The organism is Psychrobacter sp. APC 3281 (assembly GCF_030407815.1).
GTDB lineage: Bacteria > Pseudomonadota > Gammaproteobacteria > Pseudomonadales > Moraxellaceae > Psychrobacter.
Genome location: NZ_JASDCS010000009.1, coordinates 166,610 through 191,127, shown reverse-complemented (window position 1 = coordinate 191,127; position 24,518 = coordinate 166,610). Strand labels below are relative to the sequence as shown.

At 43.9% G+C, this 24,518-nt stretch carries 19 protein-coding genes; 9 read left to right on the top strand and 10 right to left on the bottom strand.

Annotated elements, in window-relative coordinates; genetic code table 11:
• Positions 1-207: 207 nt before the first annotated feature.
• Positions 208-774 carry a DNA glycosylase gene (locus tag QL886_RS09870; protein ID WP_356625991.1) on the bottom strand — a complete coding sequence of 189 codons (567 nt, stop codon included), beginning with the start codon at positions 772-774 and terminating at the stop codon, positions 208-210.
• 486 nt (positions 775-1,260) lie between these two features.
• Here QL886_RS09870 and upp point away from each other — a divergent pair, with 486 nt between their 5' ends.
• Both upp and QL886_RS09860 read left to right on the top strand, forming a co-directional pair.
• Positions 1,261-1,920, top strand: coding sequence for a uracil phosphoribosyltransferase (gene upp, locus QL886_RS09865; RefSeq protein ID WP_057761878.1), 660 nt, complete (start codon positions 1,261-1,263; stop codon positions 1,918-1,920).
• 73 nt (positions 1,921-1,993) lie between these two features.
• Positions 1,994-2,743 (top strand): SDR family NAD(P)-dependent oxidoreductase, encoded by a 750-nt coding sequence (locus QL886_RS09860; protein ID WP_290178570.1) that lies wholly within the window; start codon positions 1,994-1,996, stop codon positions 2,741-2,743.
• Positions 2,744-2,812: 69 nt separating this feature from the next.
• Here the strand turns inward: QL886_RS09860 and QL886_RS09855 are convergent, their stop codons facing one another.
• On the bottom strand, positions 2,813-3,493 hold the full coding sequence (locus QL886_RS09855) for a hypothetical protein (RefSeq protein WP_290178569.1): 681 nt from the start codon (positions 3,491-3,493) through the stop codon (positions 2,813-2,815).
• Positions 3,494-3,684: 191 nt separating this feature from the next.
• Here QL886_RS09855 and QL886_RS09850 point away from each other — a divergent pair, with 191 nt between their 5' ends.
• Positions 3,685-4,653 carry an alpha/beta hydrolase gene (locus QL886_RS09850; protein WP_290178568.1) on the top strand — a complete coding sequence of 323 codons (969 nt, stop codon included), beginning with the start codon at positions 3,685-3,687 and terminating at the stop codon, positions 4,651-4,653.
• Positions 4,654-4,740: 87 nt separating this feature from the next.
• Here the strand turns inward: QL886_RS09850 and QL886_RS09845 are convergent, their stop codons facing one another.
• A complete protein-coding gene (locus QL886_RS09845; protein ID WP_290178567.1) occupies positions 4,741-4,968 on the bottom strand; it encodes a DUF1653 domain-containing protein in 228 nt (75 codons plus the stop codon).
• Positions 4,969-5,067: 99 nt separating this feature from the next.
• Positions 5,068-6,282, bottom strand: coding sequence for a tyrosine--tRNA ligase (tyrS, locus tag QL886_RS09840; protein ID WP_290178566.1), 1,215 nt, complete (start codon positions 6,280-6,282; stop codon positions 5,068-5,070).
• A gap of 143 nt (positions 6,283-6,425) precedes the next feature.
• On the opposite strand from tyrS, the gene QL886_RS09835 reads away from it, so the two are divergent.
• From QL886_RS09835 to QL886_RS09825, 3 genes are all read left to right on the top strand, one after another.
• A complete protein-coding gene (locus QL886_RS09835) occupies positions 6,426-7,784 on the top strand; it encodes an anhydro-N-acetylmuramic acid kinase (protein ID WP_290178565.1) in 1,359 nt (452 codons plus the stop codon).
• Between the two features lie 153 nt (positions 7,785-7,937).
• Positions 7,938-9,272: a beta-ketoacyl-ACP synthase II gene (gene fabF, locus QL886_RS09830; RefSeq protein WP_290178579.1), complete on the top strand. Its 1,335-nt coding sequence runs from the start codon at positions 7,938-7,940 to the stop codon at positions 9,270-9,272.
• Between the two features lie 130 nt (positions 9,273-9,402).
• Positions 9,403-10,248, top strand: a complete 846-nt coding sequence (locus tag QL886_RS09825; protein WP_290178564.1) for a hypothetical protein — start codon at positions 9,403-9,405, stop codon at positions 10,246-10,248.
• 138 nt (positions 10,249-10,386) lie between these two features.
• Here the strand turns inward: QL886_RS09825 and QL886_RS09820 are convergent, their stop codons facing one another.
• The 5 genes from QL886_RS09820 to QL886_RS09800 form a co-directional block, all read right to left on the bottom strand.
• On the bottom strand, positions 10,387-12,204 hold the full coding sequence (locus QL886_RS09820; protein WP_290178563.1) for an aminopeptidase P family protein: 1,818 nt from the start codon (positions 12,202-12,204) through the stop codon (positions 10,387-10,389).
• A 407-nt stretch (positions 12,205-12,611) separates the two neighbouring features.
• Entirely contained in the window at positions 12,612-14,180 is a 1,569-nt protein-coding gene (locus QL886_RS09815) for a peptide MFS transporter (protein ID WP_290178562.1), read from the bottom strand.
• A gap of 299 nt (positions 14,181-14,479) precedes the next feature.
• Complete coding sequence (locus QL886_RS09810; RefSeq protein WP_290178561.1) at positions 14,480-14,938, bottom strand: hypothetical protein; 459 nt, start codon at positions 14,936-14,938, stop codon at positions 14,480-14,482.
• Positions 14,939-15,130: 192 nt separating this feature from the next.
• A complete protein-coding gene (lnt, locus tag QL886_RS09805; RefSeq protein ID WP_290178560.1) occupies positions 15,131-16,705 on the bottom strand; it encodes an apolipoprotein N-acyltransferase in 1,575 nt (524 codons plus the stop codon).
• 275 nt (positions 16,706-16,980) lie between these two features.
• Positions 16,981-17,880, bottom strand: a complete 900-nt coding sequence (locus tag QL886_RS09800; RefSeq protein ID WP_290178559.1) for a CBS domain-containing protein — start codon at positions 17,878-17,880, stop codon at positions 16,981-16,983.
• A 288-nt stretch (positions 17,881-18,168) separates the two neighbouring features.
• Between QL886_RS09800 and QL886_RS09795 the strand changes: the two genes are divergently transcribed.
• Positions 18,169-19,503, top strand: a complete 1,335-nt coding sequence (locus QL886_RS09795) for a DUF4105 domain-containing protein (RefSeq protein WP_290178558.1) — start codon at positions 18,169-18,171, stop codon at positions 19,501-19,503.
• A 7-nt stretch (positions 19,504-19,510) separates the two neighbouring features.
• Here QL886_RS09795 and QL886_RS09790 read toward each other — a convergent pair whose 3' ends face one another.
• On the bottom strand, positions 19,511-20,047 hold the full coding sequence (locus QL886_RS09790; RefSeq protein ID WP_290178578.1) for a YcgN family cysteine cluster protein: 537 nt from the start codon (positions 20,045-20,047) through the stop codon (positions 19,511-19,513).
• Between the two features lie 235 nt (positions 20,048-20,282).
• Here QL886_RS09790 and QL886_RS09785 point away from each other — a divergent pair, with 235 nt between their 5' ends.
• Positions 20,283-21,020, top strand: coding sequence for a dienelactone hydrolase family protein (locus QL886_RS09785; RefSeq protein ID WP_102092069.1), 738 nt, complete (start codon positions 20,283-20,285; stop codon positions 21,018-21,020).
• A 171-nt stretch (positions 21,021-21,191) separates the two neighbouring features.
• A complete protein-coding gene (locus tag QL886_RS09780; RefSeq protein ID WP_290178557.1) occupies positions 21,192-24,413 on the top strand; it encodes a DUF2339 domain-containing protein in 3,222 nt (1,073 codons plus the stop codon).
• Positions 24,414-24,518: the final 105 nt, after the last annotated feature.

The following is a 24,518-nucleotide window of genomic DNA, read 5'->3' as shown; positions in this document are numbered from 1 at the left end:
TGTTTTTAATCTTATTTTAGGAGATGAGTAAATCTGTACTTTTTTCAATGGGTTACTGTCCAATTAATTTCAATAGGTTTAAAGACTGACTATATATGTGCTATTTATTATAATTTATAACATCAAAAACGTTTAGCTTTGCTAGATAAATACCTTTTATCTCTGAGCTTTATCTTCTATTAAAGTAACCATTTCTCTATTTGAACTTTATAACTTACCCATCTTTTCAAAAAACGCCTTATACGCCGCTACTTTTTTATCCAACGATAGTGGATAAGCACGTGAAGTCGACGGTAACCTATATAAGGTTAGGTTATTCACATCAGCTTTCTGGTTATCTGTACTCTGCCACTGATAAGGGTAATCCATACTTTGATTGGTTTTCGGATGCTTTGATTTGGCAATTGGCTCGTCTAATAACCCAAGCAATACTTCGGTCGCCTTGCCTCCTGTCGTAAACAATGACTTTACCTTTGGCACTTGCGGCAAGATACTATCTAAATCAACAGGAGTGACCACCGTTAGATTTTTATCCGAAGCATTACCCGTTTCGCGGATGGCTTGCTTTACTGTCGGACAAGAAGCGATACCACGTTCAAACATAAAATCACGAATACGCTCAGGATCAAAGCGCTTCTCGTCGTCTACTCTAAAATAGTCATCATCATCAAAAAATACTCGACCATATATCCGCCACATATCATTATAAAAATTGGGATAATGAAAACTCATTGCCCATTTATCAGCAGTCGGCGGAAAAGTACCCATCATCATAATGGTGGCATTGGGCGGCAGAACAGGCTCAAAAGGATGCGTTTCGACGTCAACAGCGCTGTTTTCGGCTAATGGCGACTCTGTATCGATGTTTTTTTGGATGCTTGGTGTTTTTATAGTCATGATATTCTTCATCAGAAAAGCGGTTTTTTTGGTATCATAGCAAGTCTAAACACTACCTCACTTATAATCACGTTGTGTTGTATAGTCAAACTTAGTCGGTTCAATCAGTTGACTTAAATAGCGCAATATCATTTTACTTAGCCTGAACTGCTTAGGCTTTGATAGCAGCTGTGAACGCAAATATTGTCATTGCGATAAATAAGCACTGTCGAAAAGTAGTTAATTAGCTTGATTGTGAAGGATTTAACTTTACTATTTATAAGCTAAGGATATGGTTAAAGTGCGGTAAGTGTTTGTATCTTTTATACTAATAGCAACCGCAGTAACTGCGCAAGCATCAGACAAGAAACCAAGAGAGTACTTATGAGTGACTTAAACAGCGATTTAAAAATTACGGTAATCGATCATCCACTAGTCCGTCATAAACTCAGCCTTATGCGCGAAAAAGACTGTAGTACTTATAAATTTCGTACATTGACCAAAGAGCTTGCGCGCTTGATGGCTTATGAAGCAAGCCGTGATTTTGAGATCGAGACTTTCCCAATGGAAGGCTGGTGTGGCGAGATCACTGGTGAGCAAATCATCGGTAAGACGGCAACGATCGTACCGATTTTACGCGCAGGTATTGGCATGCTTGATGGGGTGCTCGACTTAATCCCTACTGCTAAGATTTCTGTGGTCGGTCTACAACGTGATGAAGAAACATTGCAGCCAGTCCCTTTCTTTGAAAAATTCGTGAGCCACATGGACAAACGTCCTGCGCTGATCATTGATCCAATGCTAGCCACGGGCGGCTCAATGGTTGCGACTATTGAAATGCTAAAGAAAAATGGCTGTACTAACATAAAAGCATTGGTATTGGTGGCTGCACCTGAAGGCGTACGTTTGGTAAATGAAGCGCATCCTGACGTGACTATCTATACCGCTGCATTAGACAGCCATTTGGATGAGCACGGCTACATCATCCCAGGTCTAGGCGATGCTGGTGATAAGATTTTTGGTAAGCAGTTATCTAATAGATAAGTCGCATTAGGGTAAACAAAACCATCATCAAAATTATGGCAATAGCAGACAGTATCAACAATAAGGACAGATCATGAACGTATTGATTACAGGAGCGAGCGCGGGTTTTGGTAAAGCGTTGGCAGAGCGTTTGGTTGCTAATGGCCATCGCGTGATTGGTTGCGCCAGACGCCTTGATAAACTGAATGCATTGGCAGAGACTTTAGGTGAGGCTTTTTTGCCCGTGGTTATGGATGTGAGTGATACGGCTTCTATCCCGCAAATCATTGCTGACTTGCCTGATGATTTTAAACAAATCGATGTCTTGGTCAATAATGCAGGATTGGCACTGGGTACAGAGCCTGCTCACAAAGCCAGTCTTGATGACTGGATGCGTATGATTGATACCAATATTAAAGGCTTGATGGCGTTGACTCATGCGGTCTTGCCAGCGATGGTTGAGCGTGACAGTGGCTATGTCATCAATGTTGGTTCGATTGCTGGTAGCTGGCCTTACTTCGGTGGTAATGTTTACGGCGCAACTAAAGCGTTTGTAAAACAGTTCAGCTTAAACTTGCGAGCAGATCTGATTTATACCCAAGTGCGTGTGACCAATCTTGAACCTGGTAATGTGGCTGGCACTGAGTTTTCAAACGTGCGCTATCATGGTGACGATGACAAAGCTGCCAAGGTGTATGATGGCTTTAAAACCATGACAGGTGAAGATATCGGTGATATTTTATTATGGTTGATTGAGTCGCCTGCTCATATTAACGTCAACCGTTTAGAAGTAATGCCAGTTGCCCAGACTTATAATGGACTAACGATCGCCAAGCAAAATTAATATTAACTGCTCGGCTAGTTATAGTGTCGATGTTGATTATAGATATATCACTTATTAACACCGAACCTGTTAGCGTATCTCATAAGATCGAAGCAATATAGAGTCATCTATATTGCTTTTTTTTATGTCTTCAATAGCTTGCTCATTGACCAAGCGCAAATCCTGAAAGTCCATAATCAATACTTCGTTACGCAGACGTTCGCTAGTGCGCTTGTTATGTCGTATCGCAAACCCTAATACTTGCTTACCAGTGATGGTTATCTGATTAATGATTAACCTTGAATTATTCACTTTCAGCTTTTTGGACAGATTCTGAGTCATTTTCTGAGCACTTATGATCGCCGTTGCCGGATTCACCGTAGTGGTTAATGTCTTAGTCTGTCGTACACTTTTGGGCATATCTCCTGCAAAAAACAATACCTGACCTAATGGTAAATACTGCGCATGGCGTACTAGTTCTTGACGGAACAATGCAGGCATATCTGTGTTAAAACTGTCTTCTGTCTGCTGATAAAACGCGGTGAAGTTACGATGTAAATAACGCCCGAACACCGTAGTATTAATCCATTCCTGATAAACATCGTCTGCCAATAACTGCTTGGTAAAAGCACTGGCATCAATTGTGACATCCCTACTCACAGTAGCAGATAACAGCGACAGTAAAAGCGCTTGCGGACTGGCAAATGTCTGCTGCTGCCATATTTGTGGATATAGGCTACTATCGAGTAATGGCAATGTTGATCTGCTCATGCACTTATATCCTTGTCAGTTAACGCTACTGCTTTTACCGCCAGCCAAATTCTATGCTATGGTCAGGTGACAGCTTTAATATAGCAGTCTTTTATTCGCGGTATAACTATTTTGTAGCGGTGTACTCTACCGCAATACTTTCTTAGCTAAATTGACCGAGAGAGCTTGAAAAATCAAAGAGATATCACTCCATGAAAAAAGACCTCATACCCTTTCTTCCTCCCTACCAGCTAAAGACCATTACTGTCCAAACAGCTGATGGAACGCTGCTGCCCGTCTCTGTCATCGGCAAAGGTAAGCCTGTCCTATTAATGCATGCTTTTGGTATGGATGCGAGGCAATTTTTGCCATTTATTTTACCGCTCATTCAGCACTACTGTTTTTACTTGCCTCATTTTAGAGGGTTTGGTTTGGCCAGTAATCAAACGTTGCCAACGTTTGATTTTATTGAGCAATATGCACAAGATACCCAAGATGTGTTTGAATACGTGAGCGAAGAAACTGGCTTTGAGGTTTTTCCTGTTGCCGCGATATCTATGGGGGCATTAGTCATGTGGGCGTATTTTCAGCGCTTTGGCACTCAGCGCGTGAGTCACTATCTGAATATTGACCAAGCACCGATTATCCATAATCAGCCAGACTGGCAAGGTGGCGGTGTATTCGGCACACGACAAACCGAACTGTTTGCACAATTCACACAGTTAATTACCGACACTGCTCCTTATTTACAAGCCGAACAAGTGGTTGACTTCCGTCACCTGCCCTATCGATTAAAAGTAAATTTGTTAGGCATGGAACGCTCTTTTTCTCTGCTCTCTGTTAGTAGCAAACCTTCGCAATTATTGGTAAAAGCCCTCAGTTATCGGGCACCACACAAAATCTCATTAATGGAACACGCGACTTGGCAACACAAACTGCGCTGCCTATCGGCTTATGTTGCGCTGCCCTACGATTACCGAGATGTTTTGCCAACGGTCAATATTCCGACTACCTTGCTGATTGGTGCGCGCTCGCAATTATATAGTGCAGAGTGGCAACAGCGTTTGACCACTCTGCTGTCCAATGCGCACAGTATTATTTTGCCAACATCAGGACATGCTGTACCGATGGATGCACCAGTTAGTTTTTATAAAGTACTGAAAGAGTTTCTGAACGCTTAATTGTGAGTTTGCGATAATGCACAAAAAAAACGACCTCAACGGGTCGTTTTTTATGTGCTAAATTCAATCTAAATCATTGGCTAAGTATTAATCATTTAATGATTTAATTAATTCGAATCGCGGAATTTCTTTACCATCTACCGTAACCGTTTCAGCAAACATCGCAAGCGGACGTACCCATACGTCATACTCACCGTACAGACAACGATATACCACTAGCGATTCTTCGGTTTCTGAATGCTGCGCTGTATGCAATACTTGATATAAGCTACCTTTATAATGGCGGTAAATGCCTTGGGGGATAGTTTTAGTCATAGCAAACTCCTACTATTAAAAAATGGCTACTAATCATCGCTTCATAAAAAAGGTCGACAATTACTGCCGACCTCACTTTTAATCATTTTTATAGATTATCTAACCAACAGTCACTTTTGCATAAGCCTTTTTACCTGCTTGAATCACGACCGTTTGACCTGAGGTTAGACTAAAGCCACCATCAACGACTTCGCCATCTACTTTGACTGCGTTGCGCTTAATCATGTCTTTTGCCGCTGCACTATTTTTAGTCAAACCTGCTTGGTTTAATACCTGTGTGATAAACAAGGCCTCTTGACCTTCTTCAAGCGTTAATGTCACTTCTGGCAAATCAACTGGTAGCTCGCCATCTGCTAAAACGTTACCAGCAGATTTGTGCGCATTTGCCGCTGCATCAGCATCATGGAAGCGCTCGATTAATTCTTCGGCTAAGATACGTTTGATTTCTTGTGGGTTGCGTCCGTCTTCCATGTCTGCCATCAAGCTTTCCACTTCTTCCATTGGCTTAAAGCTTAAAAACTCAAAGTAGCGATGGATTAGTGTGTCTGGCATCGACAGGATTTTTTGATACATGGTGCCTGGTGCATCGTAGATAGCGACATAGTTGCCCAGTGATTTGGACATTTTGTTGACACCATCCAGCCCCTCTAAGATTGGCACAGTGATACAAACTTGCGGCTCTTGGCCATAGCGTCCTTGCAACGTGCGACCCATTAGCAAGTTAAAGGTTTGATCAGTACCGCCAAGCTCAACATCGGCTTTTAGGGCGATAGAGTCGTAGCCTTGGACTAGCGGATAAAGAAATTCGTGAATTGAGATGGGCGTTTGTGATGCATAGCGTTTTGAAAAGTCATCACGCTCTAGCATACGCGAGACGGTTTGCTGACTGGCAAGCTGAATCATGTCAGCGGCGCTCATGTCATTGAACCACTCAGAGTTAAAGACCACGCGAGTCTTTTCTTTGTCCAAGATTTTGAATACTTGCTCAGCGTAGGTCGTGGCATTGGCTTTGATTTGCTCATCAGTCAATGGTGGACGCGTGCTGTTTTTGCCAGAAGGGTCACCAATCTTGGCGGTATAATCACCGATTAGAAAATAAATCTCATGACCTAAATCTTGAAAATGCTTAAGCTTATTGATCAATACCGTGTGACCCAAATGTAGATCTGGTGCGGTAGGATCAAAGCCTGCCTTGATACGTAGTGGACGATTGAGCTTTAGCTTAGCCACTAAGTCATCTTCAGACAATATCTCTTGCGTACCACGCTGAATAAGGGCCAGTTGTTCTTCTAGGGTGTAAGTTTGATTGGTCATGATGCTCTCTATATATCGCTTTAATTGGGATTTTTATGAATGACGGTTACTGGCTCAACACCTTAGGAAGTTTAGAACCTCAAAAGGTCAGAAAAAATGCTAGAATTTGACGGATATACTAGCGTTTTTTAAGGTAAATTGCCATGACCAACCCCGCATCGATTGCTGATACTGACCATAATGCTCTCGCAGACTTGCTTATGAATAATGGTTTGGACAACCCTTCAGACGATATTGATGATTTGACCTCTGATAATTCGAACTATGCCACCTTAACTGATGCCCTTGAGCAAACGGTGTTTGAAAGTTTCGATGATGGCTTATATATCGGCATGATGTCTGGCACCAGTTTGGATGGTATGGACACGGTGCTTTGTCAGTTTAATCCTGAGGTGAGTAACGAAGATGGCACCCAACCGCCCATGCGACTGCTTGCGACCTATAGCCAAGATTTTCCGCCACGTCTGCGTGAAGTGCTACTGGCATTGTGTCAGCCGAATGGCGTGAATCAACTCGTACCAGAGGCCGATGAACCAAGCAGTGAGTTGGATTGGTTCGGCTGGGCAAGTCGCACGTATGCTGAGTTCGCGAGTGAAGTGGTCAATGCCCTATTGCAGCAATCAAATACCGATCCTGAGTCAGTACTGGCGATTGGCTGTCATGGACAAACCGTACGCCATCGCCCGCAAATGGGATTCACGTTGCAACTGGTCGATGCCAATATTATCGCTGAGCGCACAGGCATCAGTGTGGTCAGTGATTTCCGACGTCGTGACATGGCAGTTGGTGGTCAAGGTGCGCCTTTAGTACCTGCGTTTCATCAGGCACTATTTGCCAATCCTGATAGTACCCGTGTGCTATTGAACTTAGGCGGTATTGCTAATATAACCGTCTTGCCAGCTAGTGAAGAAATTCAAGTTGTTGGCTACGATACTGGACCTGCCAACTTGTTATTGGATGCGTGGACCTCATTGCATACAGATAATAGCTATGATGCAGGTGGCGCTTGGGCGCAGTCTGGAACTCTCATTGAATCATTATTACAGCAACTTTTGACACATCCGTTTTTTGCTCAGTCTCATCCAAAAAGCACAGGTCGTGAGGACTTTAACTTAACTTGGTTGCAGGGTGAGCTACAGGCTTTTGAGCAAGCCAATGCTAATATCAGTTATTCAGCAGCCGATGTGCAAGCAACCTTGACTGAGCTAACGGCCATCAGTGCCAGTACGCAAATCAATATGTTTGTCAGCCCTTCAAAAAACAGCTCGGTCTATGTTTGCGGCGGCGGCGCGTTGAATGACTATTTAATGACACGCCTGCAAGCACACCTACCCCATTGCAAAGTAAAAACTACTGAACATTTAGGGCTTGCGCCAACATGGGTAGAGGCCGTTGCTTTTGCATGGTTAGCCAGACAAACATTGATGGGTGAAACTGGTAATTTACCAGCGGTAACTGGTGCAAATAAAGGCGTGGTATTGGGTCAAGTATGTTTTGCCTGACCAGTTAAATTTTAGTTTACATACGTGCACCTATGTGTTTTATAATGACTTTTGAAACGCCATCCTCTTAGGACCTGTAAGTATAGGATATATCGCATGAGCCAGAATAGTAGTTCACCTATCGACCAAGCCACCACTGATGACACAAATAATATGACTGCAGCACCTGTACATAAATCGCGTCAAAAACCACCTCACTACGAGCGTTCTGATGATACGCGTGTGGTAGTCACAGGTATGGGCGCTATTACGCCGCTCGGTCTAGACGTCGATAGCTCATGGACCAAATTGCTCAATGGCGAGAGTGGTATCTCACCGATTACGCATTTCGATGCCACCGGCTACCGTGCGCAAATCGCAGGCGTGATCAAAGACTTTGATGCCAAGCAATATATGAATGCTAAAGATGCGCGTCGCTACGATGAGTTCATGCATTATGGGGTTGCCGCTTCTGCCATGGCCCTAAAGCACGCTGGTTTTATCGATGAAGTCAGTGCTGCTGATGCGCCTGTGCAAGGCGTTGACCAAGATCGCTTTGGTATTATTTTAGGTTCAGGTATTGGCGGTATCCAAACGATTGAAAACAGTCGTGATACCCTACACGAAAAAGGCGCAGGCAAAGTCTCACCTTTTATTATCCCAGGCTCTATCGTTAATATGGCCGCTGGACTGGTAGCAATTAAGCATAAGTTAAAAGGCCCAAACCTTGCGACATCGACGGCTTGTACCACGGCGACTCATGCTATGGGTCTTGCTGCTCGTTTGATTGCTTATGGTGATGCTGACGTTATGCTGGCAGGCGGTAGTGAAAAAGGTTCTAGCCCACTTGGTATAGCTGGCTTTAGTGCTATGCACGCACTCTCTACTCGCAACGATGAGCCAACCAAAGCCTCACGTCCATTTGATAAAGGTCGTGACGGGTTTGTCCTTGGTGATGGTGCTGGTGTGGTGGTGTTAGAAAGCCTTGCCCATGCCAAAGCGCGCGGTGCAACGATATTGGCAGAGCTAGTCGGTTTCGGTATGAGTGATGATGCCAGTCATATTACTGCACCACCAGAAGACGGTAGCGGTGCGGCAAGAGCGATGCAAAATGCACTAAACGATGCTGGGATCGAGTCATCAAGCGTCGGTTATGTCAACGCTCATGGTACTAGTACCCCTGCGGGTGATGTGGCTGAGTCTATTGCTATCGAAACTGTGTTCTCTCCTGTAAAAGATAGCATCTTAGTTAGCTCAACCAAATCGATGACCGGTCACTTACTTGGTGCTGCTGGCGGAGTTGAAGCTATCTTTACAGTATTAGCGCTACAGCATCAGCATGTACCACCTACGATCAATCTAGACGATGTCGAAGACAACTGTAACCTTGATTATGTGGCTAATCAATCGCGCAAAGTTGATAACTTGCAGTACGCAGTATCCAACAGCTTTGGCTTTGGTGGTACCAATGGCTCATTGGTATTTGCTCGCTGGCCTGTCAGTCAATAGCAGCCGCCCATCTACATCGCAGCGCATGGTAATAAATGCGTTGTAACGTTGGTGTCAGATTTGCTACGTTTGTCCACTTGCAGCCCCTTATCGTACTTGCGTATGATAAGGGGTAATTTTTGGAACATTTATGGAAGATACCATGTCAAGCTACTCATTTTCCCATCAGTTTTATCAACGCTGGACGTGTGCACCTGAGCCAGTACGTGCAGCAATTACTCAAGAACTAAAAGACATCACTACTCTGCTGCAATCTGACACCTCATTTGAAGACTTTACTTTTAATACCCATGATTTAGATGCGCATGTAGACGAGCTATATGACAACTATAATGCAGAACAGGCCATTGCGAAAGCGATCACAGACAAACAAGAGCAAGAAGACGCGGCCGCTGCAAAACAAAAGCTAGAAGATGAGCGAAAGAAAAAAGAAGCGGAAGAAGCCACACGCAAGGCAGAATCGACTCAAAAAGAACAAGAGAAAAATGAGCAGGCAGCGTTAGAGGCAGACAATGACAAAGAAATAGCTGCTACCAACGTAGCTAAATCAAACACAGATAAAATCGTGGGAGATAGCGCTGTTATTGACGATTTTGTTACTGATAATTCTAGCGCAAAGACTGAAAAAGCGGTATCAGAAACGAAAAATACTGAAAGCAATGTTAGCGATAATAAAAGTGCTGATAACAAAGCCATTGGCGAACAGGCTCATACGCTTAGCGATAACCATATTAAAGATATTAATAATAAAGCCAGTACAGCGATTAATCTGGCCTTAAAAGACGCGAAGCTAGATGCAACACACCAACAGCTAATCCGCGAGCTAGAAACACAGGTCGATGACTATTTAAGTGAGCAAATGATGCTGATGTCTGAAAACCTAAAGTCTTGGCTACGCGCTGAGGTCACTCAACACTTTAGCGAACAGAATGACTCAACTACTAATAATGAAGCTGCTAAGAAAAGTATTCACTAACAGTGATTATTTTTCAGTATTGAACCTACAGTTAGAAACAGCCGCTCAGTAGTAAGTATTAGATAACAAACACTAAAAAGCCCCGTAAATAATTTACGGGGCTTTTTAATAATTTTAGTTAATGTTTTGAGCTTGGTATTAAATGGCTTTGGTACGTTCAGTTAACCATTCAAGCGCTGACCCTTCAACACGATCTTTTAGCTCTGCGAAGACTTGGCTATGATAGTCATTTAGCCAATCAATCTCGGTTTGGTCCAACAATGATGGCTCAATCAGACGCGTGTCAATTGGACAGTAAGTGATGGTCTCAAAGTTCAAGAAATCACCAAACTCTGTCTCAGTAGGCTTAGCAACTGGCGTATTTACTACCAAGTTCTCGATACGGATACCCCATTTACCTTCGCGGTATAGGCCTGGCTCATTACTAGAAATCATACCGACTTTCATCGCGCGCTCTTTTGGTGTACTGGCGCTATAGGCAATGACTTGTGGGCCTTCGTGCACGTTTAAGAAATAACCAACGCCGTGACCCGTACCATGACCATAGTCCATCTGTGCTTGCCACAATGGCGCACGGCAAATGGCATCGATCAATGGTGAAGCAATACCATCAGGGAAATGAGCGCGAGCTAGCGCAATATGAGCTTTTAGCACAATCGTAAAGTCACGTTTATGCTCAGCAGTGACTTGCCCAATACCGACTACGCGGGTGATATCAGTCGTACCGTTTTGATATTGTGCACCTGAGTCAATCAGTAGCAATCCGCCTTCGCCTTCGGCCACATCAAGGTAGCTGAATTTTTCTGGTGTAGCGCGGTAATGTGGCAACGCGCCATTTTCGTTAAAGCCTGCGATGGTTGGGAAGCTTGGCGAGACATAATTTGGCTGACGACTGCGCACCTCTATCAGCATGCTATCAACATCTAATTCACTCAAACGCTCGCCGTTTGCTAGACGTTGCTCAAATGTAGCAAAAAACTCAGCCAAAGCAGCACCATCTTGACGCATCGCTTCACGGACATGATCGATATCTGCATCAGATTTTACAGATTTGAGTAATGTACTAGGCGCCATTTGCTCAATAAAACCAACATCGTCTGCCATTTTTGAGAGCGTACCTACTGCGACTTTGCTCGGATCTAACAATAATAAATCGTCTGGCGTTAATGCACTCAATGCCTCTTGCACAGCAGAATAGTCAGCTAATATGATGCCACTGTCTTTTAAACTCTGTGCAATATCTTCGCTTACTTTATCAGTATCAACAAACAACGTTGCTTTGTCGGCATCAATTAATATATGTGACAAGAATACCGGATTATAATCAACATCAGCACCGCGCAAGTTCGTCAACCAAGCGATATCGTCTAAGCTTGAAAGTAAATGATGGGTCGCACCTGCTTCTGCCATACCTGCACGCACTGCAGCCAGCTTTGAGGTGGCAGACTGAGCAAGGAACTGGTCATCATGAGCGTATAATTTGGCCGCTGGTAGTGCTGGGCGATCTGTCCAAATCTCTGTCAGCACATCACGCTCAGTGATCAAAGTAATGTCATTGGCATCAAAAGCATTTAGCAGGCGATCTTGCTCAGCGATAGATAACACATTACCGTCTACTGCTACGCTATCCCCTTCTTGCAAATGCTCGGCTAGCCAATCGATATGATTTGGCTGACCCGGCGCAAGCTTTTCTAAAGTAATACCGGTGCCTTCTAACTGCTCGGCAGCATGTACCCAATAACGGCTATCCGTCCATAGACCTGCAAAATCAGCAGTCACAACCAGCGTGCCGACAGAACCAGTAAACCCTGACAACCATAAGCGTGCTTGCCAGTACTCTGGTAGATATTCAGATAAATGTGGATCAGCAGAGGGTACGATGATTGCGGTGAGATCTTGCGCGGCTAAGGTGCTGCGTAAATTAGCAATACGTTCGTGAATGGCTTGTTTATTCATTGAATGTGTCCTTATAGAAATTATAAAAATATGATGATGGCGCGATTATCTACAATCGTCTTGTTCTAATAGTCGTCTTGTTTGAGTTATTAATACCGCTTTAGTTGTAATAAGATATTTATCATTGATAGCAATTATTCAAGCAAACAGTCTACTTATTTAGCTATCTAATTATGTTTGTTTGGGTAATTGCTTCTACTTATTGAGAATAAAAAATTGAGATTAATATTGTGTCACTGGGGTTCACAGTGCCCTATCATTAGATGTTTGGGCAGATAGTATGCTTTCAATGGCTCGTGCCAAATATCTCACCAACTAAAACAATAAAACGTGCTACCAGTAATGGTAACACGTCTCGTCATAAGTCACTTGTGCTGTTGTTAATCACAAATGTACATCAGACTATCTTATTGCTTGGCCAGTTGTTTCTCACGCTCGCTTTCTTTAAGCATTTTATTGATAGGTTTTGCTAGTATCAATAATAGTACAGCGGTCACTACCAAGAAGATGGTCATGGTTGTGAACAGACCTGGTAAGCCTTCGATTTTATCAGCTGATACATGCCCACCAAAGAAGGCGGCAACCAAGTTACCCATAGCGATAGAAGCAAAGAATAGCCCCATCATTTGGCCTTGCATACCTTCTGGCGCCAATTTAGTCATAGCAGACAAACCAACTGGGCTTAATGCTAACTCACCTAGCGTCAATAATAATAAACTACCAACCAACCATAGTGGTGATGCCAAGCCAGCACCAGGCGCTAAAATGCTTTTTGAAGCAAAAATCATCAAGGCGAAACCTGCGGCTGCGAGCAGCATACCGAGTGCAAACTTAGCCATACTGCTAGGCTCAAGACCTCGGTTACCAAGCTTGACCCAGATAATACTAACGATAGGTGCCAATATTAAAATAAATAGCGGGTTCAATGACTGGAACCAGATACTTGGTATCTCAAATCCTAAAACATTCAGATCGGTATAACGATCGGCAAACAAGTTAAAAGACGTTGGTTGCTGCTCAAAGCTTGACCAAAACAGCGTCGAGCCAATGATTAAAACAAAACAAATTAACAAGCGTAGTTTGTCTGTCTTATCCAATCGTGGTGAGATAAACATAATCGCAAAATACAAGATGACCACCGCAGCAATGATATACGTCATATACTCTGCAACCATCTCAGGATTGAACGATATCATGCCAGTAGATACTAATAGCACTGCGGCTACTAGCAAGGCGACAAAACCACCAACCCAGCGACCGATGTTTTTGTAATGGTCGTTAGATTTTTCCCACTCAGCAGAAATACCTTTAGCGCGTGCATAACGCGTTAAGTTCTTTTGCGCGAAAAAACGATAAATCAATAATGAAACCAGCATACCCAGACCACCAACGCCAAAGCCGACATGCCACATGCCTTTTTCTTTGAATACGCCAACGATAAGTGCCGCTAGTAACGCACCGATATTAATACCCATATAAAACAAGGTAAAACCGCCATCACGGCGAGAGTCGTCTTTGGGGTATAAGGCACCAACCATCACTGAGATACAGGTTTTAAATAACCCTGAGCCCAAGACAATACAGATTAAACCAACGAAGAACAGCGTCATACCAAACATCGCTGAAAGCGCGATACACAAGTGACCAAGGGCAATAATAATACTGCCCCACCACAATGCGCGCTCTTGACCTAGCCAGTTATCTGCTAACCAGCCACCTGGTACTGCTGCTAAGTACAACGAACCCGCAAAAATACCATAAATAGCAGAAGCGGTGACTTCATCGAAGCCAAAACCGCCACTGCTCACTGTTGCCACCATAAATAAAACTAATAGTGGACGGATACTATAATAGGAGAATCGCTCCCACATTTCGGTAAAAAACAATGAGCGTAAGGGCGCAGGATGTCCCATAAAGCCATTGTCTAGTGCTTCTAGCTCTGCTGCACTAGCCCCCGATTTTGTTTCTGTGCCCATAACTTTATTCCTTTAAAGATCATATTTGTAATGACCAAACCCCTGATTATCCAGATGGACGGTCATATAGGCGGAACATTGTTTCACTTGGCTATAATCAAGTAAAGAAAAAATTGGTCAAAAATTACACAAATACCCATAAAAAAAGCCCGATCTCAATGGTTGAGAACGGACTCTTTTTATGGGTATCTAGGACAGTGATATTATGCTTATAGCACTGTTGATACAGGCTTCATAATGCATCTCATCTGACAATCAAGTAGCACTATTTTAAATCATTTATATAGCCATACTACAGCTTACTGTGCTGCGACCTCATCAGTAGCGTCGCCAGCATTCCCAGCATCTACATCACCATCCGCTTCCTCAGCTGTCAAATCAGCATCAGCAACAGCGGCTTGGCTCACAGTACCAGAGGCAGTTGCGGTACCAGCTTCTGCGGTAACAACTGCACTATCCGCATCTGACGCTGGTGTTACGGTTGCATCTGCTGCAGTATCAGGTGCTGTAGCATCTGACGCTTCTTCTGTTGTTGCAGCTTCTGCATCGGCTGGAGCCGCTTCTTCTTCAGTAGCAGTAGCTTCTGCTTCATCTGCCGCAGCTGATGCTTCAGTTGTCTCAGCAGTGATATGCTCGCCTGCTGGACGCAAAAATGCAGAAACACCAATAAGTAAGACAATACCTAAGAACATGGCAATGCCACCTAAAGCGAATAACAGCTCTTTTTTTGGATTGTTATTAACGATACCTTCTGACATACCTTATCCACCTTGCACAAAATATTTGAAATATTGACCTATTATATCGCAATTTATACTGATTTGTGAAAACCCTTAAGTATTTAAAGGGTTTATTATCCACAATTTAAATATTCATTTTTGACACTTGTGACAGCTAACTACTTAATCAGTTATCTATTATTCGCTATCGTCACATCTTACTTAACAATACTACTTAACCAAACGTACTGGAGTCTTCGGACGCTTACCCAAATAGCTAAGTATCAGCAACAGTGCCATGATAAATAAAATAGGATATTGACCAAAGCGCATGAACGGCGTATTGCCAACTCGCGCCTGAATATTACCGCGCAATACAGTACGTTCAAACTGCGGTGCACGCTCTACGATACGACCTTTATGATCGATAATAGCTGTCACCCCTGTGTTGGTCGCACGCATAAACCAGCGACCATTTTCTAACGCGCGCATCTGTACCATCTGTAGATGCTGTAGCGGGCCTGCCGACGTACCAAACCAAGCATCGTTTGAGATGGTTAATAAGAAGTCCGTGCCAATCGCGTTTTTGCGTGTGGTATCTGGATAGGCCACTTCGTAACAGATGGCTGCGCCTAGGTTGTGCCCTCGTACACGTAGCGGCGACTGCTGATCACTGCCGCGACTATAGCTCATAATATCTTGGCTGCCTGCTAGATTAGGCAGAATATCAAGCACTCCTTGGAATGGAATGTATTCACCAAATGGCACCAGACGTTGCTTTTTATAAAGCCCTTCTGCCTGTGCCCCTAGCGCAACCACGCTATTGTAGAATGGCGGATATTTATCTGTACTGGCATCAAACGCCGCTTCGTCCTTATAAGGAATACCTGTCACCCATGTCGTATCAGTCTCTTTGGCCATCGCGACCATTTCACTGATAAAACCCACAGCCTCTGTCTGAAACATAGGAATCGAAGATTCAGGCCACAGCACGATGTCACGTCCCCACTCGTCACGAGTCAACGTTGCATAGATTTTTAACGTCTCAATCTGATATTCGGTGAGCCATTTTAGGTCTTGTGGGATATTACCCTGAATCAAAGATACCGATAAATCAGGAGTGCCTTTTGGTTTGGTCCACTGCGGATTAATCAACCATAGCGCGCTACTAATGATAAGCAATGCTATCGATGGAATCATATAGCCACCGCGGCGACGCAACAGCTCAATGATACTGGCAGCCAATAATACCGCTACGAAAGAAACCGCAAAGACGCCAGCTACAGGTGCTAGCGAAGACAGCCAATACTGTTCAGTAAACGCATAACCAACGAATAGCCAAGGAAAACCAGTAAACAGCCACGTTTTCATCCACTCTTGGAGTATCCACAAGGCGGCAAAAGATAAAGGCTGCTTGCCGACTACACGATTAAAGATGAGCGCCAAAAAGCCATGGAACAAACCCATGCCCAGACCCATAAGCGCAATCATAATCAGCGCAAGCCATGCGGGTGTATCGCCATAAACGTGTATCGAGGTGTATAGCCAAAATGCGCCAACACACCACAGCCCCGTACCGTAGGCCTGACCAATCAGAAAAGCACGACGACCTGTCATCGCTGGTACTAATAACGCGTACAAAATAGCAGGTGACACCAAGGCAACTGGCCAAATCCCATAAGGCGCGAGCGCAAGTATGAAAGCTGCCCCTGCCAGCCAAGCTATTAGTACCGTCAACCCCATATGTAAACCTTTTGGCTTATCGGGGTTCAGACGTTTTTGCAAATCAACAGTAGACAGACGCATAGCAGTTATCCAAAACCATATTTTCTAAAATTTCTCAGCTAAGCGATGAGATAATACTCACGCAAAACCTGACTGCATAATGCTTTATGCAGGGCCACAAATAAAACCCACCCATGATACCAGTCAAAACCTACAAGTGGGTAAATTTGCGTAGCTAAAACCTCATTCTAAAGTTCAAAAGGCAGAAAGCAAAAAACACGATTTTTCATCGTGTTTTCTGTTAATTTGCTAACAAGTTTTATTCATTGACCAACTATCGTGACACTATAAGCAAGCTAATGGCTGCCTATCAATATCTGTTGCTCGGAATTGGTTTTGGTCAGCTCTAGATTTTGGATAAATCGCCCTTCGACATCGGTAATGGTAATTTTCCAATCATCTATCACGACGCTCTCGCCTTCTAGATCACCAACGAAGCCAAGTGCTTGCATGACCAGACCGCCCATCGTATCGACATCGGTGTCGTCAAAACGGCTACCCAGCTCATCATTACAGTCTTCAATCACCGTAGATGCTTGGACACGCCATGTATTTGGTTTTTCTGGATCAGGGACGATGTTATTGATATCGCTGTCTTCATCAAAGTCATCATGCTCATCGACGATGTCGCCAACGATTTCTTCCAACAAGTCTTCCATGGTGACGACACCACCAAAGTTACCAAACTCATCAACGACAATCGCCATATGTACTTGGGTGCGCTGCAATGAGCGTAGCAAGGTATCAGAACGAGCCGTCTCACTGATATATAACGGCTGGCGCACCAAGTCTCTGAGACGCTTACTGTCAATTTTGTCTTCTTGGTTACGAACCATATGTACCAGAATCGGAATCAAGTCTTTTGCCAATAAGATACCGATAACGGCGTCATCATCTTGACTGTCAAAAACAGGATAGCGCGAGTGGGTGGTCTCAAGAATGATGTCCATCACTTCAGCAAGACTGGTGCTCTCGTGCAGACCAATCACTTGCGGACGCGGTGTCATGATTTCGCGGACTTGTGTCGCAGGCAAATCTAGCACGCCTTCTAACATATCGACCGTATCAGGCTCTAAAAACTGGCGCGAGTCTTGTACCAGACGAATCAATTCATCACGGGTTTCGGGGGCGGTCGATAGCCAGCGTTTTAAGCCGCGCATCGACCAACTACTCGGGCTGGGAGTGTCGTCAGACATGGTGGTGTGATTTAACCTCTTTAGTTAATAAAAATTAGAATAGTATTCAATAGAAAAACGAACAATACTCAATAAAAAAACAAGTAGAGCCTAGATGGGGATAAAAGTAGCAAATAAAACGGCTGGTTTGTTATTAATTAATGGATGAATAACAAATTTGCTAGTACAAATTAGCTTCACTTTATCGCAAGGCTCACTGACATTCAACGACAAATTCACTCAAATTGTATTGTCAGCGTGTTATAAACTTTGCTATGGTCAAAGCCTTTATTTATCAAAGCAAACCCTATGTCGCTACGTTCCGTTTTTTCTCGCTTACTCTCGTCGCGTTCACCCAGTCGACAGACAGACAGTCGTGGTTTAGAGAACCGTGGTTTAGAGAGTCTGGACTTAAAACGCAAAACATTAGAACGTAAACAGTCAAAGCCTACATGGCGCCAGCGTCTTGTGACTTTTTTAATTGCCGTTACGTTATTGTTATCAGCGCTATGGTTATTACTCGCGATTTGGTATCAATACGGCGTCAGCTCAGTATTGACGTGGCTTGCGACAATAGCGATTGTAGGTATATTAGCTGCGCTGCTAAGTACGCGTTATTGGGATGCCGTCACAAGAGTATTGCACAGCGACTCATTGTCTAATAAAAAATCAATTAGCAAAGGCACAGCAACCAAGCTACTTATCGGCATATATGGCGCTGTTTGGCTTGTGGGTCTAGGTTGGTTTTTTTCTATCGAACCTAAACAAGATCGAGAATGGATGGCTGAAGTCAGTCAGCGAGTCTCCTATGAGCGCGATGCGACTAACCCTGATTTGATTACCTTAACCAATGTTCGTAACTTTGATTGGCAAACTGAAGAAGACGCCACCGAGCACTGGGATACCCGTACAATTGATCTGTCTAAACTCTCTGGCGTCGATGTGACCAACTCTTATTGGATGGGACCGCTAATCGCTCATACCTTAGTTAGCTTTCGATTTGAAGATGATAGACCACTTGCCTTCTCATTTGAGATACGTAAAGAAGATGGCGAGTCTTTTTCAGCGCTTGCTGGGTTTTTTCGACGTTATGAGCTGAGCCTGATTGCTGCAGAAGAGCGCGACATCATCTATACCCGTAGCAATGCGCGCGGCGAGCAGGTTTATCTGTTTCCTATTAGCAATTTGCAACAGCATGAGGTGAGGTCGCTGTTTGAATCTTATCTGACTGCGGCTGATGATTTGAACGCTAAACCTGCTTGGTACAATACACTGATTAGCAACTGTACCAATATTATCTTTTATATGGCGCGTATCGTCAGTGGCGATCGTTTGCCATGGGATTATCGAATTTGGGTCTCTGGTTGGTTACCGAACTATCTATATGATGTGGGCATGTTGGATGCGGCGCCAGAAAAGAACAGCCAACCTTGGTCAATGAATACGTGGTATGAGCGCACTCATATCAACCCAAAAGCAAAAGGCTTTGATAATCAAGTCAACTTACAGTCTGATATCGATAGAAATAAAAACAGCCGTAACTTTTCACAGCGGATTCGTCAAGATATTCCGATACCAGCATTGGCTAACTCGCAAGCCAGTGCCGAAGCAAAGGCCAAATCTACTGCTAAGGCATCCAACTAACTGTAGACTAAGGATTAACCCAGTTAACCACCCGCGTTTCCATCTCTTCATCAGACATACCGATTTCCGTGACACAGCGACCAGCGACGCCCACATTGGCAGCGCGCATTTGTTGTTGTGTTACCACCGCATCCCCAGTCAATAATAAATGCCAACTTGGTAAGCCCTGTCCTTTATACAAACGTTTGTAGGCGCAATGCGATGGTAGCCACATCATTTTGGGCAAGTTGTCCATAGTCAGCTGAATACAGTCTGGCACGTGCTCTTGACGCGTTGCATAGTGACTGCAATATCCTGTCGCGCAGTCCATCAACTGGCAGGTGACATCGGTATATTCGACCAGCTCCTCATCCACATTGCCACTTTCATCTTCATCGATGTATTTAATCAAGCAGCAACTGCCGCAACCATCACACAGCGCTTCCCACTCGCTATGGTTTAGTTCTGTTAACGCAAATCGCGACCAAAACTGCGGACGTAGTGGCTCGGACTCATACTTAGAGTCAGAATCAGCAGAATCAACATCGCCACTATCAGGGAACAAACTCACCGATTGCGCAGGCTTGGCCGCCGCATCGATACCTGAGTTCAAGTCAGATTGGTCATTATTTTTGTTTAACAAATTTATAGTCATAAAGTCGCAGTAGCATTTTGATAAAGAGCGTTACAGTATTATAGCTGTTTTTGCTAGACATGGGCGTTAAGGTAGTACGAGTTAGAAAAACGAACCATCACAATGACGAATAATTAAAACTCACAACATAAAAAAGGACAATAATATGTCAATTAAGACTTTTGAATTAATCAGTACTACCGAAAACGGTGTAGAACTTATCAGTTATGTAGCACTACCAGAGAACGCTTCAGATGAAAATCCAGCAGCAGGTATTTTGGTTGCGCCAGAATGGTGGGGCGTGGTCGATCATCCGAAATCAGTGGTTGAGCGTTTGGCAGAGGCAGGTTATGCGGCTGTCGCTATGGACGTTTACGGTGAAGGCAAACTAACTACTGATGCGGCAATGGCAAACATGTGGATGGAGCAAGTACTGGCTGATCAAGACATGCTAATGGCACGCTGCCGCTTAATCCTTAATGATTTCAGCGATCAGTTATCAGTCGATGGTGACAACCTAGGCGCAATCGGTTATTGCTTCGGCGGTAAAGTTGTACTAGATATGGCTCGCGAAGGCATGCCGCTAAAAGCGGTTGCGACGTTCCATGGTAACCCAACCCCAAAACAGCCAGCAGACAAAAACTTCGCAGCAAAAGTGTTGGTCGCTCATGGCCGTGATGACTCAATGGTATCAATGGATGCTATCGAAGGTCTAAAATCAGAGCTAGACGCAGCCGATGTTGATTACACTATCGATGTTTATGACAACGCTAAACATGGCTTTACCAATCCGCATGCCGATGAGCGCGCCGCCAAAAATGAAGTAGATCTTGGCTACAATGAAGCCGCTGCTAAACAAAGCTGGGAAAACATGCTTGAGTTTATGAAAGCCAATTTGGCATAAAAAATATCTGGTATAAAACTCATCAAGAAGGGTAGCTTAATTATTAAGCTACCCTTTTATTTTGAGCAGCGTTTTAGCACCTGTCTTTTAGCCCAGTAATCAGAGTAGTCTTGTGCTTCTTATTAAATCACGTCATTATCACTTTACTATAAACTGGATTGAGTGACGAAGATGTTGTATCTAATGGTGACCCAGTTGGGCTGGCTGGCTTTTACGATTTTATTGATCGTAGTGGTCGCGTTATATACTAGGATAGCTCGAAAAATCGAGCATCTACGCCGTGATGTGACGACGCTGCAAGCTGAGCTAGAGCAGCAAAGACATCGTAGTATGACGCCTCCGTCTGCACCTTTCGTCGATGAAAATGGTTATGCACGCAACACTGGTACTAACGATCATGATCTTAAAGACAATGTTTCTAAAGACAGTGATGCTAAAAACCACGATGATAAAGAAATAGCTTTTGAATCACAACCATTCTCTCCAGATAATCGGCTGCCTGTATCACCACCACCGCTTCCTAACATTGCTTCAAACTCAACCACACATGCAGCATCAAATATATCTAATAGTAAATCTATAGACGATAACGCCTCGATAAATACGAAAAATACGGCGTCTACCGCACCGATTGAGCCAGATGAACACTCACTACCTATCGTTACCTCGCTGATTCACTCAATCAAAAACTGGTTCTTCGGTGGCAATTTAGTCGTGCGAGTCGGTGTATTGGTTCTGCTAGTAGGTGTGGTACTCCTGCTTCGCTTATTAAGCGAATATATTGAGATTTCGATTGCCACAAAGCTGATAGCAGTTGGCGTTACAGGGTTAGCATTGGCAGCGCTTGGATTAAAGCTAACGGCAAAACGCTTTTCATATGGGATTACGCTACAAGGCGCAGGCTTAGCAATTGCGTATCTAAGCACCTTTTTCGCTTACAGTGTTTATGAAATTATTCCGAGTATCCCAAGCCTTATCGGACTTGGGTTATTGTCCGCCGTCACTATTGCGCTCGCCGTACGTCAAAACGCTTTTCCATTAGCATTACTGGCATTATCAGGTGGATTTTTTGCACCGATTTTAACCAGTGAAGATACTGGCAGCTTGGTTACCTTATTCAGCTATTATCTACTGCTAAACGTCACGATTGCTGTTATTGCTCATTATCGACCGTGGAAAATATTAAATCTATTCGGTGTGACTGTGACATTTGGCTTGGCATACTATTGGGGTATCAGCGAAAACCTGAGCGCCGTCATTGAAACGCAGCGCTGGTCATTGGTAGCATTAGTAACCTTACACTGGCTGCTTTACTTGTTTGTCGTCATTCGTTATGCGCAGCAAATCATTACCTATAATGCGCTAAACGAAAAAGACCTCAGTCATGCTGACAATACAGATGACACAAAACACTTGGACAGAGCCCATGTAGGCAGCTCCTATGTATTCCCTATTGATACGGGCTTACTGTTTTCAGTACCGCTACTGGCTTTTGGTTTATTTTCTGCCTTACTAAACGACATCTCTAACGCCCTCACGATTACCAGTGCCATTTTGGCTACGGTTTATCTTGGCTTAGGCTGGCTATTTATCCAGCGCAGTAAACGCTATGCTTTAATCACCGAAGGCATGCTAGCGTTAGGATTAGGATTTTTTGCGCTCGTTATTCCGCTGGCGCTAGATGCTGAATGGATTGCTTTTGGCTGGTCAGTACAAGGATTGGCGCTAGTATGGTTTGGACGACGCTCGCTGCGGTCGTGGTCTGTGTTATTCGGCTTACTATTACAGCTCGTCAGTATTGGTATGCTAGTGACGACAGCGATATTCTCTAGCAAAGACTATCCCGTTTTGGCCTTTAGTATTTCAGCGCTCAGTTATCTAGCGACCGTCTTTATATTACGCGCTAGCAACTCCCCTGCCGCGCTAATTAATAGCTTAGATAGTAGTAATAGCCTTAATAGCCTTAACAATAAAAGCACTACAACATCCTCAGTAATACAATCACAATCCTCAGTAATGAAAACACAAACATTGGACAGCACATCAGATCCATTAACTAGCTATGCCCATGCGCTGGGTGTCAGTATGCAAACTGCGCATCAATGGCTGACCTCTATCAATAGTCAGAGCCGCGTATTCAAATTCGTTTGGCATAGCCCTAGATTCATCAAATTTTTAACATTGACCGCGATGGCTTGGATGCTACAAGTACTGATGCTTGATTTGCATCATTGGTTTGATATCTGGCAATCAAGCACGACGGTAATTGCACTGGCAGCACTCATCAGCTTGATTGCTTATTGGGTCATCAATCGCTATCGTCCGTGGGCGGAAATTAGACAGCTTAGTCATGGATTATTGGCCCTGTTCTACTTCATGCTAATACTGCAACTGCCACAAAAGTTTGAGCGAAATTTAACATGGTCAACAACGGAATGGTTGGTGTTTGTAGGGTTAATAATCGGCTGGTTAGTCATGGGGCAGCTATGGCTAAAAACATGGTCTGATAATAAGAATACCTCACGCTATACTGATGCAAGCTGGCTAGGTACGGGTATCTTACTCATTGCTGCCGCGGCGCATTATGGCCTACCAGACTCTGATGGCGTAATGGCTTTCTTGTTTTCAGCGGTACTCATATTGTCTGGGTTATGGTTCAATCATCGTTATCTCAGACAAAATGAAGAAAACACCTCAACTAATAGAGTTTCGGAACAAGGTCTACTGTATTGGTTTGATTGGCAACAGGCACTATTAGGATGCGCTGCCATTTTCGCTCCCATTGCTTTACTGTGGGTTGTTCTTACCAATTGGTCTTATGACGGTGTGATTGGGGGACTGTCTTATTTTCCATTGTTCAACCTATATGACATCACATCATGGCTGACGCTATCAGTTGGTTTTAGTCTGTACTACATCAGCCAACGCCGACACAATGAAAATTTTACCGAGTCGGGTGCAACTGCCAAATCTAAGCGCGTATTCACCGCTGAGAGTCTGTTAATTGTATTGGGACTGATCAGCTTTTGGTTGATTTCCAGTATGTTGGTCAGAACGCTACACGCCTTTACTGGCACGCCACTTTGGAATGACTATCAAGGCGGCGCATGGCAAAGCGAGCAAGTACAAACTGGACTGACGATTTTGTGGACGCTCTTGGCATTGATCGCCACCATAATGGCGAGTCGCTACTGGCAACGCGCGCTTTGGTTTATGGGTATTGGATTATTAGGTATCGTCGTCCTCAAGCTGGTCTTGGTCGATTTGTCACAGACTGAGGCAATTTGGCGAGTGATATCCTTCCTTGGCGCAGGCAGCTTAATACTATTAATTGGTTACCTTGCCCCATTACCACCAGCGCACGAGGAAACAGAAAACCAAAATCAAGCGTAATGACAAAGCTGGTTGGGTGAAATTGTGCCGTGAGCAAGGTGGTTCTGTAGTAAACTGGACACCATCAGAAAGTAAACGTTGATTGTTTTACTTTTAGCATTTTTT

Excerpts from the sequence above, each read along its gene's own strand:
- QL886_RS09870 (WP_356625991.1), bottom strand. The coding sequence starts at position 774 with ATGATGATGGGTACTTTTCCGCCGACTGCTGATAAATGGGCAATGAGT.
- upp (WP_057761878.1), top strand. The coding sequence starts at position 1,261 with ATGAGTGACTTAAACAGCGATTTAAAAATTACGGTAATCGATCATCCA.
- QL886_RS09860 (WP_290178570.1), top strand. The coding sequence starts at position 1,994 with ATGAACGTATTGATTACAGGAGCGAGCGCGGGTTTTGGTAAAGCGTTG.
- QL886_RS09855 (WP_290178569.1), bottom strand. The coding sequence starts at position 3,493 with ATGAGCAGATCAACATTGCCATTACTCGATAGTAGCCTATATCCACAA.
- QL886_RS09850 (WP_290178568.1), top strand. The coding sequence starts at position 3,685 with ATGAAAAAAGACCTCATACCCTTTCTTCCTCCCTACCAGCTAAAGACC.
- QL886_RS09845 (WP_290178567.1), bottom strand. The coding sequence starts at position 4,968 with ATGACTAAAACTATCCCCCAAGGCATTTACCGCCATTATAAAGGTAGC.
- tyrS (WP_290178566.1), bottom strand. The coding sequence starts at position 6,282 with ATGACCAATCAAACTTACACCCTAGAAGAACAACTGGCCCTTATTCAG.
- QL886_RS09835 (WP_290178565.1), top strand. The coding sequence starts at position 6,426 with ATGACCAACCCCGCATCGATTGCTGATACTGACCATAATGCTCTCGCA.
- fabF (WP_290178579.1), top strand. The coding sequence starts at position 7,938 with ATGACTGCAGCACCTGTACATAAATCGCGTCAAAAACCACCTCACTAC.
- QL886_RS09825 (WP_290178564.1), top strand. The coding sequence starts at position 9,403 with ATGGAAGATACCATGTCAAGCTACTCATTTTCCCATCAGTTTTATCAA.
- QL886_RS09820 (WP_290178563.1), bottom strand. The coding sequence starts at position 12,204 with ATGAATAAACAAGCCATTCACGAACGTATTGCTAATTTACGCAGCACC.
- QL886_RS09815 (WP_290178562.1), bottom strand. The coding sequence starts at position 14,180 with ATGGGCACAGAAACAAAATCGGGGGCTAGTGCAGCAGAGCTAGAAGCA.
- QL886_RS09810 (WP_290178561.1), bottom strand. The coding sequence starts at position 14,938 with ATGTCAGAAGGTATCGTTAATAACAATCCAAAAAAAGAGCTGTTATTC.
- lnt (WP_290178560.1), bottom strand. The coding sequence starts at position 16,705 with ATGCGTCTGTCTACTGTTGATTTGCAAAAACGTCTGAACCCCGATAAG.
- QL886_RS09800 (WP_290178559.1), bottom strand. The coding sequence starts at position 17,880 with ATGTCTGACGACACTCCCAGCCCGAGTAGTTGGTCGATGCGCGGCTTA.
- QL886_RS09795 (WP_290178558.1), top strand. The coding sequence starts at position 18,169 with ATGTCGCTACGTTCCGTTTTTTCTCGCTTACTCTCGTCGCGTTCACCC.
- QL886_RS09785 (WP_102092069.1), top strand. The coding sequence starts at position 20,283 with ATGTCAATTAAGACTTTTGAATTAATCAGTACTACCGAAAACGGTGTA.
- QL886_RS09780 (WP_290178557.1), top strand. The coding sequence starts at position 21,192 with ATGTTGTATCTAATGGTGACCCAGTTGGGCTGGCTGGCTTTTACGATT.